Genomic DNA, 17430 nt, shown 5'->3' on the forward strand with positions numbered 1-17430 from the left:
GCTTTGTCACCTGTCCTTGAAGATGTTCGTGACCAGTTCCCGGATCTCCTCCACCTGGTCGTCCAGTTCGTAGCAGAAGCGTTCCACGTCGAATTCCGCAAGCTTTTTCCCCTGCTCCTGAACCATGGTCCAAGCCGGCTCATCGGCCAGGGAGAAGCTGGTCCACTCCATCCCGCCGTAATCCAGGTTCCGGACGGTGCAGAAGAGGTCCGCCAGGTTCACGATGGCGGTAAGGCGCGGTGCGTTTGTGGCCTCGCGGGGGGCGTGGTGGCAGGCGACAATCTCGCAGTAGTCATCGGGGAAATGCCACTCCCGGGCCAGGCAGAGTCCCACCTCGCAGTGGGTCGTGCCAAGGATGCGTTCCTCAGCCTCCACCAGTTGCACCGGGCTCTCCCTGATGGCGTCTACCACCTTTTGGAATTCGTCCTTCAGGTAATAGCTCAGGAATACCTCGCCGATGTCGTGGATGAGGCCGCCGATGTAGGCCTTCTCCGTATCGTGGTATCCCACCTTCGCGGCGATGAGCCGCGCTACGATGCCGACGCCGAAGGAGTGCTCCCAGAAGGGCTTTACCCCGAGCACTCCCTCCTTTCCCTCGAAGCTCTGGATGAAGGAGCAGGTGAGGATGAACTCCCTGATGTGCCGAAGCCCCAGATAGACCAGCGCCCCCTTGAGGGAGGTGATGACCGTGGCCGGCCGGTAGAGGGGAGAGTTGACCATCTTCAGGACCCGGGCCGCCATGACCTGGTCGGTGAGGAGAAGCTCGGCCACCTGGTCGATCTCCACGTCGGGTTGGTCCAGGAGCGACAGGACCTGGGTGGCCACGGCGGGGATGGTGGGGAGATCGGTCATGCCGCGGATCAGAGCCGCGGCTTTTTCCATTTTGCTCAATTGTTCCACGCTATCCGTTCCACCTTTCACTTTTTGTAGGCAAATCCGCCGGGGAAGTGGACCGTTTTGAACTTGTCGTTCACGCCGTGCAGGGATTCCGATTGCCCCACGAAGAAGTAGCCGTAGGGCTGGAGGTTATTGTAGTAGTGCTGCACCACCTTGGTCTTGGATGCCAGGTCGAAGTAGATCAGGACGTTGGCGCAGAAGATGAAATCGAAGCTCTTCATGAAGACCATTTTCGCGTCTTCATAGAGGTTCAGGTGATTGAAGCTCACCAGCTTCTTCACGTCGGGTGAGAGGACATAGCGCTCCCCCGGTTCCTGACGAAAGTATTTCTTCTTGTAATAGTCGGGAGTATTGCGCACGGAGTAGGCGCTGTAGACCCCTTCCCGGGCCTGGGCCAGGACCGTCTCGCTGATGTCGGTTCCCACGATCTCGATGATCCAGTCCTTGAGGATCGTGGCCCGCTTCTCCAGGAGGATCATGGCCATGGTGTAGGCCTCTTCGCCGGAAGAGGAGCCTGCGCTCCAGATCCTGAGCTTGCGGAAGCCGATTTTCCCCTTGGCCGCCACGACCTCGGGAAGAAAGACGTTCTCCAGGGCCTTCAACTGGGGAGGGTTGCGGAAAAAGCAGGTTTCGTTCGTGGTTATTTCGACGAGGAGCTTAAGCAGTTCATCGGATTTCCCGGGGCCACTTTTCAAGAGCCCCATGTAGGTCATGAGGTTCGGTGAGTTGGTTGCCTCGATCCGTCGAGTAATGCGGCTCTCCAGGAAATACTTCTTGCTCGTGTGGAAATATATCCCGCAGTGATTGTAGATGAAGTCCCTGAGGACCTCGAAATCCTTGTCAGAGAGTGTCACTGGCGTCCCTTCTTCGGTTGAGTATCGTGCCTTCGGCCGACGGGTCAGGCGGCAATGCGGCCGCCGCCGCTTCCGTCGCTGTTCTCCATGAGCCCCGCGGGGTCGATGATGAGGGTGACCCGTCCGTCACCGAGGATGGTGGAGCCGGCAATGCCGGGGAGATTCGCCAGGTACTTGCCGAGGGACTTGATGGCCACCTCCTGCTGCCCCAGAAGCCGCGAAACCACAAGCCCCACCCGCTTCTCGGCAACCCCCACGACAACCACGTAGCAGGCGACGCGGCTCCGCTCGCTCGGGGCGACGTTGAAAATCTTCTGCAGCCGCATGAGGGGGAGCACCGAATCCCGAAGCTTGAGCACCTCCTGGCCGCCGATGGTGTGGAATTCCCGTTCCTCCACCCGGAGTGTCTCCAGTACCGCCGCCAGGGGGATCGAGTAGGTCTCGTCCTCCACCTCCACCAGGAGCGACTGGATGATGGCGAGGGTAAGGGGCAGCTTCAGGATGAACTCGGATCCCTGCCCCAGTTCGCTGCGGATATCGATGATGCCGTTCAGCTTTTTGATGTTGGTCCTGACCACGTCCATGCCGACGCCGCGCCCCGAGAGGTCCGTGGCCTTCTCCTTGGTGGAGAAGCCGGGGAGAAAGATCAGGTCAAGGATCTCACGCTGCCCCATGGCGGCCAGTTGCTCATCGGTGACCAGCCCTTTTTCCTTCGCTTTTCTCGCGATTCTCTCGGGATCGATCCCTTTGCCGTCGTCCTTGATGCTGATGACGATCTGGTTTCCCTCATGGGCCGCCGAGAGGATCAGGGTCCCCTTGCGGGGCTTGCCGGCCGCCATTCGTTCGTCGGGGGTCTCCAGGCCGTGGTCCATGGCGTTGCGGATCAGGTGGATCAGCGGGTCGCCGATTTCATCCACCACCGAGCGGTCCAGCTCGGTCTCTTCGCCGAAGACGAGGAGATCCACTTCCTTGCCCAGGTCCCGGGCCAGGTTGCGCACGATGCGGGGGAACTTCTTGAAGACCTTTTCCACCGGGATCATCCGCATCTTGAGGACCTGCATCTGGAGTTCCGAGGTAACGAAGCTGATCCGCTTGGAGAGCTTGCCGAACTCTTCGCCGAAGGTGTCGTCACCGCCGCCGTTGAAATCGGTGTTGAGTTGCATCATCCGGTTGCGCTCAAGGACCAGTTCCCCCACCTGGTTCATGAGGTCGTCGAGCCGCTTCACATCCACCCGGACCGTGGTGTTGTCCGTCAGGTCATCCCCCTTTTTGTCGTCACGGGGGGCAGGGGGCGGGGGCGCCTGGGCGCGGGGGGCGGGCTCGGGTGTCTTGACTGGCGCTGCCTCCGGGGCCGGAGAAGGCTCGGCAGAGGGGTGAGTTTCCGCTCCCGTCGCCTGGGGCGTCGGAGCCGCCTCGGCCGGCGCTGAAGGCGTCACGGTGGTCGACGTTGGCTTGAGGACCGTCGCTTCCTTGGCGTTTTCCGAGAGGAAGGGGAGGAGTTTGCCGACGGTTCCGTCGATTTCACGCTCGACGATGTCTCCCCCCTTGATGTCGCTCACCAGGAGCTTCACCAGGTCCACCGCCTCCAGGATCACGTCCATGACCTCCGGCGTTACCTCCAGCTCTCCCCGCCGCATGCGGTTAAGGACATCCTCGGTCTTGTGGGTGACCTTCACGAGAAGCTCAAAACCGAGAAAGCTGGAGGCCCCTTTCACCGTATGGATCGACCGGAAAATGCCGTTCATGAGTTCTGTGTCCGACGGGGCCTTTTCCAGGGCTACCAGATCGTCGTCAAGCTTCTCGAGCAGTTCCGCCGTTTCGGTCAAAAATCCATCCAGGAGTTCCTGGTCTTCGCACTCAATCGCCATCTGCTACTCCTCGCGAATGTGAATATAAGTTTGTGTCGCGTGTCACATCATGCCGCTGAACAGGCTTCGCTCGTCCCGGGAGATGAGTTTCTCCAGGTTGAGGAAGAAGAGGAGGCGGTCGGTCTGGTTGATGACCCCCGCGAGGCACTCCTGCTCCACGGCGCTGTTGACCACGGCCGGCGGAGGCTGGATCTCGCTCTCGGAGATCCGGATCACCTCTGAGACCGCATCAACCACGAATCCCATCAGCTCCCCTTCCATGTCAATGACCATGATCCTCGTCTGGCTGCTTGTCTCCCCCTCGGGGAGGCTGAAACGCTTGCGCATGGAGATGATGGGGATTACCTTGCCCCGCAGGTTGATCACCCCCTCGATATAGTGGGGGGTATTGGGAACACGGGTGATGCTCGGCATCCGGATGATTTCTCGCACCTTCAGGACGTTTACCCCATACTCCTCCTGCTCCAGCTTGAAGCTCACCAGCTGGATCAGTTCGCTTCTCGATTCCTCTACTTTGGTCTGCAGCGCAGTTTCCATCGCCCTCTTCCTCCTTATCCGTTCCGACTGATCGGAAGTCATCGCCCTGGTCGCTTGTAAGGAAACACTTTCAATGCTCGATGCAAAGAGTGTTCTCATGCCGCTCGATTCACGAATGAATCTGGCGGATAGAGGACTTTTTCGCAGCGAAGGCCGTGCATTTATATTCATCGGCGCAACTGGTGAAAATTTTAACAATTTTTTTCGACGGTTTCTCGGTAGGTTATGGGCCTATGATAAAAATTGACACGCCGTGCGACAGAAATACTGAAATGGGCGCCGCCGGACGCATCGGGCTAGCGAGGGAGTCGAACGAATACAAAAGTTGTTTCAAGAGGTTCTCGTAAAAAATATTTATCGCTGCTCGTCATTTTGTTGACTTTTGTCAGGATTATGACTACGCTGACGTCCGCATCAAGAGGACCACGCACCAGATACCCAGTTTGTTCGAGGAAACCATGGATACGCCGCGACTGCTCATTGCCGACGACGACAAAAAAACCCGCGACTTTGTAGCTGCTTTTCTCAAGTACAAGGGGTACGACGTGGTCCAGGCCTGCGACGGTCAGGACGCCCTCGACAAGCTGGAAACCGAAGAGGTTCACCTTGTCATCACCGACCTGATGATGCCCCGGGTGAACGGCCTCGAATTTGTCAAGAAGCTGAAGACCATGCGTCCGGGCACCGTCATTATTGCCTACAGCGCCTTCGGCAACTACGAAATGGCCTCCAACCTCCTCAAGGCAGGGGTCTTTTTCTATCTGGAAAAGCCCTTCAATCTGGACGAGCTTGAAACGCACGTGAAGCGCGGGTTCGAGCACCAGTCCCTCCAGAGCCAGACCTACCGGGCCAAGCCGGCCCTTAAGAACCGCTCCCTCATGCCCAACATCATCGGCGAGAGCTCCAAGATGCTCTCCCTCTTCGAGCTGATCGAAAAGGTTGCCGAGTCCGATTCAACCGTCCTCATTCAGGGTGAGTCGGGGACCGGCAAGGAACTGGTCGCCCGGGCGGTCCACGACCTGAGCAACCGCAGGACTCGCAACTTCGTGCCGGTCAACTGTGCCGCCATTCCCGACGAACTCCTTGAAAGCGAACTCTTCGGCCACGTCAAGGGCTCCTTCACCGGCGCCGTGGCGAACCGCATTGGCCGGTTCGAGATGGCTGACCGCGGCACCCTGTTCCTCGACGAAATTGGCGACATGAAGCCGAACCTTCAGGTGAAGCTTCTGCGGGTGCTGCAGAACCGCGAGCTGGAGCCGGTCGGTGCCACCCGCTCCAAGAAGATCGACGTGCGGATCATTGCCGCCACCAACCAGAACCTGGAAAAGCTGGTCGCCACGAAACAGTTCCGCGAAGACCTCTACTACCGGCTCTCTGTCATTCCCATCTTCATTCCGCCCCTGCGGGAGCGCAAGGATGATATCCCGCTCCTGGTCAACTCTTTCCTTGAGCGTTTCAACCGCAACAAGAAGAGTAAGGTGAAGGGGATCGACTCCGACGCCATGGACCTTCTCGTCCACTATGACTGGCCCGGCAACGTGCGCGAACTGGAGAACCTCGTGGAGCGCCTCGTGATCCTCAAGGGGTTCGGCGCCATTGGTGTCAATGATCTGCCCGAAAAATTCTCCGGCGTCACCATTTCCCCCCCTTCCGAAAGCATGACCCTTCCCGATTCGGGCATTTGCCTCAATACCGTGGTGGAGGAGTTCGAAAACAACCTCATCCTCCAGGCCCTCAAGAAGACCGGCGGCAACAAGAAGGAGGCCGCTCTGCTTCTGAACCTCAAGCGAACCACCCTCATCGAGAAATTAAAAAAACGGAGACTCGATACAATTGCCACGTCTTTTGCATAAGACGTGGGTATGATCATCGATACTCTTATCAATCGTTCCACTCCATCCGAATCCAAACCCCAGACTGACCGCCCCACTGTTCGAGAGGCCGGCGCGGGCCTCGTCTTCGACGAGTTCCTGGCTGCCGGTACCGGTATCGACGCGCAGCCGGGGGCACGTGCCTCCGCTGCAACTGCTGCGGAATTGATGCGGCTTGACATGATGCGGAGCGCCTTTACTCTTGGCGACTCCGAAGGTGGGGGGAATCCGCCGGCAATGGGGCGTGCCGTGGAATTCATGCTCAAGAGCTTTGCCGAAAACAGCCGGGAACCTGTTGATCCAGCATCTCCCGTGGCTGCCGGGGGATCTTCTGCTGCCCCGGTTGCTTCTGCTGCTCCCGAGTCTTTGCCCGCAATGAGCAGTGGCAACTGGCTCGACGACGTCGTCAATCGTGCTTCGCGCCGCCATGGCGTCGAGGTGGGACTCATCAAGGCAGTCATCAAGGCCGAAAGCAACTTTAATCCCAACGCCGTCTCCCCGGTGGGCGCCCAGGGGCTCATGCAGCTCATGCCTGCCACCGCCAAGGGCCTCGGGGTCACCAACTCCTTCGATCCCGAGCAGAATGTCATGGCCGGCACAAAGTTTCTCAAGGATCTCCTGGCCCGTTACGGCGGGAATGTGGACAAGGCCCTTGCCGCCTACAATTGGGGGCCGGGCAATGTCGATCGCAAGCCCCATCTCCTTCCCCGGGAAACCCGCGAATATCTTGCCAAGGTGAAAGATTACTACAATCAGTACGCCTGATGGCGCCACTTGATCCCCGTCGGTCGTCAACGGCCCTTTCGCGTGATGCGAGGGGGCCTTTTTCGTGGTAAACATTCTCCGTAGCGCAGCATCGCTTTTGGGCAGGACAGGGGAGGGGATAAGGGCATGCACGACGAAGCGCTGATCAGGCTCGCTTTTTTCTTCGGCGTGCTGGCGGCGGTTGCCATCTGGGAGGTGGCGGCTCCGCGCCGACGGCTCACTGACAGCAAGGCACGGCGTTGGTACACCAATCTCTCCCTGGTAGCCATCGACACTGCGGTAGTACGCCTGCCCCTTACCGTCCTCCCCGCTGACATGGCCGTACAGGCCCGCGAACACGGCTGGGGACTCATGAACGCCGTCGTCCTTCCGCCATCAGCCGGGATTCTGCTGGCGTTCATCGCCCTCGACCTGATCATTTACCTGCAGCATGTCCTGTTTCACTTTCTTCCGGTGCTCTGGCGTCTCCACCGGATGCACCACACCGACCTCGACATCGACGTCACGACCGGTAACCGCTTTCACCCTGTCGAGATTCTTCTTTCGGCCGGGATCAAGCTTGGGGCGGTTGCGCTGCTTGGAGCTCCCGTTGTGGCGGTAGTCGCTTTCGAGGTGGCACTGAATGCTACCTCAATGTTCAATCATGGCAACATCCGGCTTCCTCTCGCCTTTGACAGGTGGTTGCGGCTTGTCGTCGTGACGCCGGACATGCACCGCGTCCACCATTCAATTATTCCTCGGGAAACTAACAGCAACTTCGGCTTTAATCTCCCCTGGTGGGACCGTCTGGCAGGTACCTATCGTCCCCAGCCCGAAGGCGGCCATGGGGAAATGACGATCGGGCTCAAGGAGTTCCGTGATCCGGCACTGCTGACCCTTTCCCGTCTCCTTGTTCAGCCGTTTGTTCGCAAATCTACCTGAAGCGGTAGCTCTGTCGTGGTGAGGACATGCGAGCTGGACCATCACAGGAGGGAGGATAGTCTGGAGGGGGAAAGGGTTTGGAGAAGCAGGCGATAAAAGCGTAGCAACAAAAAAAGCCCTTCCGCATCTTACGGAAGGGCCTTTGATTGGCGTCCCCTGCCGGATTTGAACCGGCGTCGCCGCCGTGAAAGGGCGGTGTCCTGGGCCGGGCTAGACGAAGGGGACGAAGGGAAAACGACCCGGTCGGATATCCGACCGGGTCGTTCGATTGTGAATGGTGAGCCGCGTTGGGATCGAACCAACGACCACCTGATTAAAAGTCAGGTGCTCTACCAGCTGAGCTAGCGGCTCTCAAAGAGAAAACATTTTTTATCAGACCTATTGCGATGCGTCAAGAAAAAAACTCGAGTCGCTCAAATTTTTACGCAAACGGGTTTCTGATCGTTATGGTTTCGTCGCGGCCGGGACCGATCGAAACAAGGACAATGGGGCAGCCGATCAGCTCCTGGAGCCGATGGACATAGTGCCGGGCCTTCTCCGGAAGATCCTCGAACCGGCGGACGCCACGGATGTCGCACTTCCAGCCGGGCATCTCCTCGTAGACCGGCTGGCACTTCTCGAATACCGCCAGGTTGGCCGGAAGGTCCTCGACCGGTTTCCCCTCGTAGGTGTAGCCGGTGCATATCTTGATGGTGTCGAAATCGTTCAGAACGTCCAGCTTGGTGAGCGCCACGCCGGTGAGGCCGTTGACCCGCACGGCGAAGCGGACCACCATGGCGTCGAACCAGCCGCAGCGCCGGGGGCGGCCGGTGGTGGCGCCGAACTCACCGCCGGTCTGGCGGAGTTGCTCGCCGTCGGCATCAAGGAGCTCCGTGGGGAAGGGGCCGCTGCCGACACGCGTCACGTACGCCTTGGAGATGCCGATAATTTCGTGGATATCCCGGGGGCTCACCCCCGTTCCCGTGGATGCACCCCCCGCGCAGGTGGACGAGGAGGTGACAAACGGATAGGTGCCGTGGTCCACGTCGAGAAGGGTTCCCTGGGCGCCCTCGAAGAGAAGCTTCTTCCCCGCCGCGATGTCCTTGCAGAGAATCAGGGAGGTGTTGGCCACATACTTCCGGAGGATATCGGCGTAGCCGCTGTAGGTTTTGTGGATTTCATCGAAGGAGAGAGGCTCTCCGCCCAGGAGTCTTTCGAGGATGAAGTTCTTCTCCTCCAGGTTCTCGCGGAGCTTGCGGGCGAATATTTCGGGGTCGAGCAGATCCATGAGGCGGATCCCCCGACGGCCGATCTTGTCCTCGTAGGTGGGGCCAATGCCCCGGCCGGTGGTGCCGATCTTCTTGTCGCCGCTCTTGGCTTCGCGGGCCAGGTCGATCTGCTTGTGATACGGCATGATGATGTGGACCGATTCACTGACCAAAAGGGCGCTGTCGTCCTGGAGGCGACCCTTTTCCTTCAGCCGGTTGATCTCCATGATGAAGACCTCGGGGTCGAGCACCACGCCGTTGCCGATGATGCACCGCTTTCCCTTGTGGAGAATCCCGGACGGAATGAGGTGGAGGACGGTCTTCTCGCCGTTTACGACCAGAGTATGGCCGGCGTTGTTTCCTCCCTGGTAGCGGACCACGTCGTCCGCATGCTCGGTGTAAATATCGACAACCTTGCCTTTTCCTTCATCGCCCCACTGGGCGCCAACCACTACCACGTTTGCCATGTTCTTCTCCTTGTCAGGGAAGGGTATTGAGCGAAAAATCGTTCCGCATGAGATCGGCCTTCTTCACGGCCGTCCCCTGTTTGTCTGCCACCCGTACAACGTATGCTTCGTCGGCTGCGCAGTAGTCGCCGCCGATTACCATCATTCTGAGGATATTCATCCGCCGGGCATAATCCAGGGAGTCGTTGAAATCCCTGTGGATGATGTCGCGGGCGGTGGAGTAACCCAGTGCCCGCAGGTGCTGGGCGATTTCGAGGGCCTCCCGGCGGTCGTCCTTGAGGTTGAAGATGAGGAGATCGCGGGTCTTGCTCGCCTCCACATCGGGCCGCTTTTCCAGGGCGTTCAGGAGGGCCAGGATATTGAAGGCGAAGCCGGTGGCCGGGGCTGGATACCCGTAGCGCTGTGTCAGGTTGTCGTAGCGCCCGCCGCTGCAGACCGCCTCGCCGATTCCCGTCACGAACCCCTCGAACGTGAGGCCGCTGTGGTAATCGAGTCCCCGGATCTCCCCTAGGTCGAGGGTCAGGTGGTCGGAAACGCCGTGGATATCCAGAATGTCCAGCACCTGCGCGATGTTGTCCAGTGCCCGGCGGGATGAATCGGAGGTGGCAACCCGTGCCGCCTCGGCCAGCACCTCGCGCCCACCGAACAGGCGCGGCAGCGCGGCGAGCTCCTCCTTGATCCGGTCCGCGACCGGCTCGGTTTCGAGGATTGCCCTGACCGCCGACGAGTCCTTCTTGCCCACAGCCTCTTGGAGCCGCCGGCGCGCATCGCCGCCGAGCCCCGAAGCCGCCATGACCCCGCGGATGAACCCCGTATGCCCCAGATCCACCTTGAATTCTTCGAACCCAAGCCCCTTCAGGATTTCCACCGCCATGGCAACCATCTCGGCATCGGCCTCGGGGGAATCGAGCCCGATCAGCTCGACCCCGGCCTGAAACGTCTCGCGGCTTCGACCCGACTGGAGCTCCACGTGCCTGAGCACCCGGCCGATATAGTAAAGGCGGTGGGGAAGGGGGCAGCCCCGCATGCGGGTTGCGACGATACGGGCCACCTGTGGGGTGATGTCCGAGGGAATGGCCAGGAGCTTGCCGGTCTGGCGGTCATCGAAGCGGAAGGTCCGCTCCTTGAGATCCTCGCCGAGGCCCGCGGCCATGACGTCCTGGAACTCCAGGAGCGGGGTGATGATCCGCCGGAAGCCCCAGAGTTCGAACACCCTGCGGATTTTCCCTTCGATGTAGCCGATCTTGTCGGCCTTTTCGGGAAGAAAGTCGGTTACCCCCTTGGGGAGGGGCGCTTCTATGGGAGCGGGATTTGTCAACGGCGGTCTCTGTTCGGTTTGGCGGAAGATAGTGAAAAAACGCGCAAAACGCGGAAAATCCTAGCAGTATAGGGTGCTGATGTCAACGACAAATCCCCCCCACGGCACGTCCGTTGGAGACGCTTCGTGGTCATTGGTGCCGAAGATGCTCAACGATCATCCGCGCGTAGTCCCTGAAATCGCCGAGTCTCTCCGTTAGAATTCTGTACACGATCTCGTCGTTGATCTTGCCATAGTCATGAACGATAAGGTTTCTGAAGGATGCCATCTCCTTGAGAGTCGAAACGATACCCGATTCGATAATGCCGGCCGCGGCAAGCACGGAAAAAACTTCCCTATTGCTCTCCGCTTCCGGCAGCCCTTCGTCGGCGATGATGTGCCACCCCATATCCAGACAGGCCTCTATGGCTATCTGTAAGGTCCGCTCCACATATCGTCTTGTCTTCTTGTCCGATTCATAAAAATCAAGGGAGACCCCCCGCACGGACTCAAGGTCGTTCAGGTATTCCTCCAGCAGCCCCAGCAGCCGTTCCATAACGTCCCGGTCAACCATTGCAATTTCCCTTGAGAAGCCGTTCCTCCATCTTTCTCACAAAGAGCCGGTGGGCGGGGAGAAAATCGAAATACATCTTCCGGGATCGGATTTCGAATGCCAGGCGCGTCCTCCTGTCCCGTTCATAAAGGACGATGCCGTGCTTCAGCACCTGCCGCTGCAGGAGAATTCCGCACTGGTCCAGAACCAGTACATCCACCTCCGTTTTCAAGAGGCTTGCAAGTTCGGACATTGCCCTCAGGCGGTAGTCGTACGCGGGCTTTTCCCGGAGAAGGATCGCCAGATCGATATCGCTCTTCGCCGTGGCCTTCCCCGTGGCCTGTGAGCCGAAGAGGTAGACTGCCGTTACCGCCTCGTCGCCGGAGAAAAACGCCCGGATTGTTTCGATCATGGCATCATTCACGGGCATCGGTATCCTCACTCCACCCTCTTCACCACCACCATGCTGGCTCCCTTGTCCAGGAGCCCTTCCTTCTTCACCACCTCCAGGGCCACAATCTCCTTGCGGGCACTGTCATAGAGATAGTCGGACAGATAGCTCTGGCTCTGCTTGGTGTGCCAGACCTCGTCCAGGGACGAGCCGTTCCAGGTGAAGGCATAGATGCTGCTCTTCTTGTAGGCGCGGTTGTTGCCGATGACGAACATCCCCTCGTTCTTCGGCACGATCACCTCGCCGGAGGGGGAAACCGTGATCCGCTGCTCCAGGAAGACCCAGCGGAAGGGGTCGCCGGTCGTGCGGACATTGGCCAGATCCTCGCGCTTGAAGTAGGTCTCCGAGCCGCCGAACTTGTCGCTGCTCCGCCACAGCTCCTCGCCGGCGGCGGAATAGACGATGAGATACCCGTCGTCGTTCAGCACCACGGTGCAGATGTTACCCGTCGCGTCACGGAACTGGTTGAAGTTGTACAGATAGCCGAAACGGGGGAGCTTGATGGGATTTTTCAGCTCGAAGCGGTCACCGGTCTTGACCACCTCGTAAACGTCGCCGTAAAAATCCTTGTCGGTGCTCATCTGCTGGGCATACATCCTATACTCCTTGCCGTTCAGGGCGATTCCGCGGAAGTAATAGGGGAGCTTGGCCGCGACCCGCTTGAGGGAGTCTTTTTCCGCCACCCATACCTGGGAAGCGAGCGAATCGCCGCTGAGAACGGTCAGGTAGGCCTCGGGGGTCCCGTCGCCGTCCAGATCGGCGGAATCGACGGCGATCACCCGGTCGCCGGGAGAGAACGATACCTCGGCCACCAGCTTCAGCCCCTCCCCCCTGCGATAGAGGCGCAGGGCCTGCTCGTCGGCCACGTAGAAATCCCGTGTCCCGTCGGCCGCCACCTTGCCCGGGGCAATGCCGATGAGGGTGCCCGAAAGCCGCTGGCTCATCCAACCGCCCGAGGCGGTGCGGGTAAGATCCTGGGGCTTCACGATATCACTGGTGGTGGATGCCTTCACCACATCCGCGGCCGGCTGGGGAGCGGAGGGGCGCACCACGTCGGAGGCGGGAAGCGGCACCGGCGCGGGGACCGGCTGGGAAACCGGCTGCGGCACCATCACCACCCCCGGCTTCACCTTGGCCGCGATCTCGGCCGCCAGGATCTGCCCCAGCTTGCCGGCGGCGGGGATCAGCTCGTCCTGGCTCTCCCCCTGCTGGAACGACCGGGCAATGACCCGGCCGCTGGGGTCCTTGGCAACCGCGTCGAGGCTGAAGACCTTGCCGAAGGCGATATAGCTCCCCTTCACCAGCACATCGGCCCCCACCGGAGAATCCACCGACAGCACCGAATCATTGCTCAGGCGCGACGCGAAGAGCGTCTGCAGCGTCGACTTCAGTTCATCCTTGTTGGCGGCGCCGGTCACCGCGAACTCCGACACGTAGACCCTGATCTGGGCCGCGAACAGGGTGGAGGCGGCCGTAAGGGCCACGAACAGAACTGCGCAGAGAAGGGAAAGTCTTTTCATTGTTGCTCCTGGGTTGAACTTAATATTCATTTCTGAATAGTTTCGGACGCCTGCCATCGCTGATGTTAACCTAGCAAATCTCGATGCCGTTCTTGACAATTTCGTCCAGCAGAGTGCCGGGACGGATCTTTTTCAGTTGGGAAGGAGCGTAGCCCAGAACATCCATGGGGCAGGGGATGTCACGGGTTGCCCTTCCCAGCACCTTTGCCTTGTCCCACAGTCCCATCCGTTCGAAGTATGGTGAGATGACAGCAAGATCAATGTCGCTGTATTCATTCGCAAGCCCTGTTGCCTGCGATCCGAAGATAAATGCTTTCTGAACGGGTACCCCCAGCGCGGCAAGGTTCTGCAGGTAATGCTCTACAATTTCTCTGACATCGATTGCTTGAGCCATTTAAGTAGCTTCCTCGTGTCTCCGAGCGCTCCTCTGTTCTTGACTTAGACTCGAAGGATTATTGCAAACCGCCCCTGCCATGTCAAAGCATTAGTAGCGCCGGAAAACCCTTGGAGCAGACTGGCCCGGCGGCGGCGCTCACCTATCCCACGGATTGAATACCCTGGCTCGGCAACGCTCCATGTCCTTCACGTTGCGCGTGACCACGACCAGGCCATGGACAGCAGCGGTGGCGGCTATGAGTGCGTCCATGACCGGCAGCCTGATGCCCTCTCTTTCTGCTTCACCGATAAGCCGCCCCCAGGCAACAGCCGTTTCCCGGTCAAGGTCAAGAATGCGTCCTTCGAAACGCGCAGTGAGGTCGAATTCAGCCCAGGCCTGAAGCTCATCTCTTTTCCTTCCGGCAGAGAGCTTGCTGATTCCCTTCTGGAGTTCCCCGAGGGTGAGCACGCTGAGAAAAAGAGTCTGCTCATCGCATTGATCCAACCAGTCTATAACCGAGGTACTCGGTTCCTTTTTCACCAGTTCGGATATCAGGCAGGTATCGAGAAGGAATTTCACAATTCCACCTCACGGGCCGGATCAGTGCTGCGTGTGAGGTCAAGCTCCGCAGCGCGGAGAGGAGATTCCCTGAAAAAGCGCGATAATGGAATTCGTGGCTGGCTGAGTTTGCGGAATTCCTCAAATGAGACAACCACTGCCGCCGGCTTACCCCGAACGGTTATGGTCTGAGGGCCGTCGTGGAGAGCCGAGTCCACCACCTGACTCAAGCGGTTTTTTGCTTCCTGAAGTTGCCACTCCCGGTCGTGGCGAGTCTGGTTGCTCTTGCTGGTTTTCATGATGCCCCCCTCAATCTAGACAGTCTGGCTAGCTAAGGATATCACAGAGTGGCGGTTTCGGGAAACGGGTCAGATGAGCCTCGGATACAAGCACGTAGAGCGAAACAAAAAGAGGGGAGAGTTGCCTCTCCCCTCGGGGTGGTGCCGGTGCAGGACGGGTTAGTTGCCGCCCTTCATGATGTCGTCGAGCAGGGCGTTGGCCTCGTCCAGCTTCTGCTGGAGCTTCTTGATCTCGTCGGTGGAGTAGACCTTCTTCCCCTTCTTGATCTCGGCGTTGAGCTTCTTGATCTTCTTCTGGAGGGTGTCGACCTCCATGCCGCAGTTCTTGGAAGCCAGGAGGCACTGGTCCTTCTCTTCCTTGGTCATCTGGGCAGCGAAAACCGGTACGGTAGCCGACATCATGAATGCCGCCATCAACAATACAGCCATCTTCTTCATGGTTGACCTCCAAGTGGATAGTTGAACTTCCTGTTCTCATAGTTAACCAGACAGCACGGTAAAGTCAAACGGCACATCGTAAGCAAAAACCGGGAGGAAGCGTTGCTTCCCCCCGGCGGCAGGAATTACCTAAAAGGCATAGTTCAGGACGATGCGGCTCAGGTAGGGGTCGTCCAGGCTGTTGTCGTAGTAGTCGCCCAGGAAAACGTAGGCGCCCTGGATGCTGGCGGTCATGTTGTCGTAGAGCTTGTAGCCGATCTCGGCGTTCACCTCGGTGCCCATGTAGTTGTTGGCCTTGTTGGTCTTGGCGGCGGCCACGAAACCGGCGTTGGCATTGGCGAAGACCTTCGAGGTCAGGTTGGCGTCATAGCCGACAAAGCCGCCGAAAAGTCCTTCTCCACCGTTGTCGGAGTTGTAGACGATGGCGCGGTCGTCGGTGGTCCCCCACTTGTCCCTGAGGATGAGGCGCATGTCGGCCGGGTAGAAGGTGTTCTCGGCGTCGGCCCCGGAAGTGTGGTTGATGACCGGGACGAAGGAGTTGGAGGTGCCGTTGGTCCTCGTGTCGCCGGAGGTGTAGAGGAACTGGGCGCGGAGGGTGCCGATGCCCAGTTTCCCCCTGGCCCCCACGTTGGCGGCCCAGGCGCTCAGGTGCCGGGTGTCGTTCAGGTTGCCGAACTGGTACAGGGCAAAGCCGTCCACGATCACCGCCCCCAGGTTTGCCTCGGCGTTGAGGCCGACGGTGTGGATGATGTCGTTAAATGACTTAGTGCTATCGGTAGCATAGGCAGATTTATCGTCATTGTACAGGTAGTAGGAGCCGCCGAGCTTCACGTCCTTGTTGAGGGCGTACTTGCTGTCGAGGACTATTATGTCGCGGGTGTCTTTCCCCGAGCTGAAAGCCGGTGAATGAACACCTGCAGTGTTAACAGTATCTTTGCGGTCATCGAGGCGGAACCAGCCGAGGGCGTTGGTGAAGTTGCCGTACCTGGCGGTGGCGAGGGCGCCGGCCATGTCGGTGTTGACGTAAATCCCCTTGTAGGCGTCGGTGAAGGGCTGGATACCGACCTTCATGTTCACCGGCACGGCGGGGATGTTGAAATCGAGGTAGATGTTCTTGGTTTCGATGTTGACCTGGTCCGCCCCGATGGAGCCGCCGTCGTTGCGGCCTACCGCGTAGGAGTTATCACCCCACTGGGAGTCGACTTCGAAGTGGGTGACCAGTTTCAGGTCGTCATTGGCCTTGGCGATGTACATGATGCGGGCACGCTGGTCGACGAAGTTTTTTGTCTTAGCGTTGTCGGAAAGGACACCATTGGCAACCGTGGCTCTTCCCGTCCCGCTGTCGTCAAAGTTGGAGATCGTCCCCTTGACCCGGAACATCCCGTGGAACTCGTTCTCCAGCGCCAGGGCCGGAACTGCCGTTGCGGCGGTCAGCGCGCAGGCGGCGGATACTGCCAATACTTTCTTTTTCATGTTGCCTCCTTCATTGGTGATAATAACTGCATATGAGAGTTGTGTTGCTAAAAACCGTGGTTTGTTGTGCCGTTTCGTCGATCACCACCTTTCTCAAGAGAAATGTCCAGACGTAACTGGCGTGAGTGCCCCCTCCAAAAACAAAAACCCTTTTCACCCTCCTTGGTGAAGGGGAAAAAGGGGTCGTTCAGTCAACGCGCCAAACCTGCGGGGAGGCCCCGCCGGTTGCGAACATGCATGCAAGATTGTGATAATGACGTGTAAACATCGGCACCTGTGCATTCATATCAGGGGTTAGATTCTACTTATCAATCAGGTTCTGTCAATCGCAAACTTCATGGGCCAGGGCGCTTTCGCCGTGTTTTTGCCGCGCGTAGGTGAATGGTGCTTAGTTAATGTCACGAATATGTTACGTTTTTACGGCAATAGCGTTAAATTACAAAATGCCGTTCTAAAATTTAGGGACACTATAAAGAGATTAAAAGTAATGTCAAGAAAAAAATCCTGATAAATCAAGGTCTGTGGAGGCTTTATGCAGTCAGTGCCCCATCTGGCAGAGTTCGGTCAGGACCCCACGGCTTGTTTTAGGGTGGATGAACGCGATGCGGGCGCCGTGGGCGCCGTTTCTCGGCACGCTGTCGATCATCCGGGCACCGTCGGCAACGAGCCTGGCGATGGCCGCTTCGATGTCCTCCACCTCGTAGGCGATGTGGTGGATGCCGGCGCCGTTCTTCTCGATGAACTTCGCCACGGGACTGTCGTCTGACGTGGGCTCCAGGAGCTCGATCTTCGATTCGCCGATCTGGAAAAAGGCCACGGTGACCTTCTGCTCGGCCACCTCTTCGGTGCCCATGAAGGCCATGCCGAGGTTATCGCGATAGAAGGGAATGGCGTCGGCGAGGGATTGGACAGCGATTCCTATATGGTTGATTTTAGTGAGCATTGAAAAACCTTTCTTTGACCTGACACCGTGACAGCAAGTTCAGTAACTTGATTTTGTCGGCTATAACTATTTGATGTTCCTTGATAATTGAGCTA

19 protein-coding genes and 2 tRNA genes are annotated in these 17430 nt (G+C 58.7%); 4 read left to right on the forward strand and 17 right to left on the reverse strand.

All coding sequences use genetic code 11. The features are described 5' to 3' along the window. Positions 1 to 6 precede the first annotated feature (6 nt). Genes KJB29_RS03245 through KJB29_RS03260 form a run of 4 tightly spaced genes read right to left on the reverse strand, consistent with a single transcriptional unit; the run spans position 7 to position 4156 of the window. Complete coding sequence (locus tag KJB29_RS03245; protein ID WP_215733351.1) at positions 7 to 900, reverse strand: HDOD domain-containing protein; 894 nt, start codon at positions 898 to 900, stop codon at positions 7 to 9. Between the two features lie 17 nt (positions 901 to 917). After that, the gene (locus tag KJB29_RS03250; protein ID WP_215733352.1) at positions 918 to 1751 is read right to left on the reverse strand and encodes a CheR family methyltransferase; all 834 of its coding nucleotides are present in this window, start codon (positions 1749 to 1751) and stop codon (positions 918 to 920) included. A 44-nt stretch (positions 1752 to 1795) separates the two neighbouring features. Next, complete coding sequence (locus KJB29_RS03255; RefSeq protein WP_215733353.1) at positions 1796 to 3619, reverse strand: chemotaxis protein CheA; 1824 nt, start codon at positions 3617 to 3619, stop codon at positions 1796 to 1798. Positions 3620 to 3661: 42 nt separating this feature from the next. Then, positions 3662 to 4156 carry a chemotaxis protein CheW gene (locus KJB29_RS03260; protein ID WP_004512702.1) on the reverse strand — a complete coding sequence of 165 codons (495 nt, stop codon included), beginning with the start codon at positions 4154 to 4156 and terminating at the stop codon, positions 3662 to 3664. A 73-nt stretch (positions 4157 to 4229) separates the two neighbouring features. On the opposite strand from KJB29_RS03260, the gene KJB29_RS03265 reads away from it, so the two are divergent. From KJB29_RS03265 to KJB29_RS03280, 4 genes are all read left to right on the forward strand, one after another. Next, entirely contained in the window at positions 4230 to 4403 is a 174-nt protein-coding gene (locus tag KJB29_RS03265; RefSeq protein ID WP_215733354.1) for a hypothetical protein, read from the forward strand. 211 nt (positions 4404 to 4614) lie between these two features. Then, entirely contained in the window at positions 4615 to 6009 is a 1395-nt protein-coding gene (locus KJB29_RS03270) for a sigma-54-dependent transcriptional regulator (RefSeq protein WP_215733355.1), read from the forward strand. 9 nt (positions 6010 to 6018) lie between these two features. Next, complete coding sequence (locus tag KJB29_RS03275) at positions 6019 to 6792, forward strand: lytic transglycosylase domain-containing protein (RefSeq protein ID WP_215733356.1); 774 nt, start codon at positions 6019 to 6021, stop codon at positions 6790 to 6792. 126 nt (positions 6793 to 6918) lie between these two features. Then, positions 6919 to 7713 carry a sterol desaturase family protein gene (locus KJB29_RS03280; protein WP_215733357.1) on the forward strand — a complete coding sequence of 265 codons (795 nt, stop codon included), beginning with the start codon at positions 6919 to 6921 and terminating at the stop codon, positions 7711 to 7713. 147 nt (positions 7714 to 7860) lie between these two features. Here KJB29_RS03280 and KJB29_RS03285 read toward each other — a convergent pair. From KJB29_RS03285 to mce, 13 genes are all read right to left on the reverse strand, one after another. Continuing rightward, positions 7861 to 7938, reverse strand: a tRNA-Glu gene (locus tag KJB29_RS03285). A 50-nt stretch (positions 7939 to 7988) separates the two neighbouring features. Then, positions 7989 to 8064, reverse strand: a tRNA-Lys gene (locus KJB29_RS03290). Between the two features lie 70 nt (positions 8065 to 8134). After that, a complete protein-coding gene (locus KJB29_RS03295) occupies positions 8135 to 9427 on the reverse strand; it encodes an adenylosuccinate synthase (RefSeq protein WP_215733358.1) in 1293 nt (430 codons plus the stop codon). A gap of 13 nt (positions 9428 to 9440) precedes the next feature. Continuing rightward, the gene (locus tag KJB29_RS03300; RefSeq protein ID WP_215733359.1) at positions 9441 to 10745 is read right to left on the reverse strand and encodes an ATP phosphoribosyltransferase regulatory subunit; all 1305 of its coding nucleotides are present in this window, start codon (positions 10743 to 10745) and stop codon (positions 9441 to 9443) included. A 130-nt stretch (positions 10746 to 10875) separates the two neighbouring features. Further along, the gene (hepT, locus tag KJB29_RS03305; RefSeq protein ID WP_215733360.1) at positions 10876 to 11298 is read right to left on the reverse strand and encodes a type VII toxin-antitoxin system HepT family RNase toxin; all 423 of its coding nucleotides are present in this window, start codon (positions 11296 to 11298) and stop codon (positions 10876 to 10878) included. Next, a complete protein-coding gene (gene mntA, locus KJB29_RS03310; RefSeq protein WP_246560156.1) occupies positions 11291 to 11707 on the reverse strand; it encodes a type VII toxin-antitoxin system MntA family adenylyltransferase antitoxin in 417 nt (138 codons plus the stop codon). The genes hepT and mntA overlap by 8 nt, the downstream gene beginning before the upstream one ends. An 8-nt stretch (positions 11708 to 11715) precedes the next feature. Beyond that, entirely contained in the window at positions 11716 to 13248 is a 1533-nt protein-coding gene (locus KJB29_RS03315) for an FG-GAP-like repeat-containing protein (RefSeq protein WP_215733361.1), read from the reverse strand. Positions 13249 to 13318: 70 nt separating this feature from the next. Continuing rightward, on the reverse strand, positions 13319 to 13642 hold the full coding sequence (locus tag KJB29_RS03320; RefSeq protein ID WP_215733362.1) for a nucleotidyltransferase domain-containing protein: 324 nt from the start codon (positions 13640 to 13642) through the stop codon (positions 13319 to 13321). Positions 13643 to 13780: 138 nt separating this feature from the next. Beyond that, positions 13781 to 14203: a type II toxin-antitoxin system VapC family toxin gene (locus KJB29_RS03325; RefSeq protein WP_215733363.1), complete on the reverse strand. Its 423-nt coding sequence runs from the start codon at positions 14201 to 14203 to the stop codon at positions 13781 to 13783. Beyond that, positions 14200 to 14481 (reverse strand): type II toxin-antitoxin system Phd/YefM family antitoxin, encoded by a 282-nt coding sequence (locus tag KJB29_RS03330; protein ID WP_215733364.1) that lies wholly within the window; start codon positions 14479 to 14481, stop codon positions 14200 to 14202. Before KJB29_RS03330 ends, KJB29_RS03325 begins: the two co-directional genes overlap by 4 nt. A gap of 159 nt (positions 14482 to 14640) precedes the next feature. Continuing rightward, entirely contained in the window at positions 14641 to 14919 is a 279-nt protein-coding gene (locus KJB29_RS03335) for a hypothetical protein (protein WP_215733365.1), read from the reverse strand. Between the two features lie 129 nt (positions 14920 to 15048). Then, positions 15049 to 16392 (reverse strand): histidine kinase, encoded by a 1344-nt coding sequence (locus KJB29_RS03340; RefSeq protein ID WP_215733366.1) that lies wholly within the window; start codon positions 16390 to 16392, stop codon positions 15049 to 15051. Between the two features lie 538 nt (positions 16393 to 16930). Continuing rightward, the gene (gene mce, locus KJB29_RS03345) at positions 16931 to 17335 is read right to left on the reverse strand and encodes a methylmalonyl-CoA epimerase (protein ID WP_215733367.1); all 405 of its coding nucleotides are present in this window, start codon (positions 17333 to 17335) and stop codon (positions 16931 to 16933) included. Positions 17336 to 17430: the final 95 nt, after the last annotated feature.

Source organism: Geobacter grbiciae, assembly GCF_018531165.1.
GTDB lineage: Bacteria > Desulfobacterota > Desulfuromonadia > Geobacterales > Geobacteraceae > Geobacter > Geobacter metallireducens.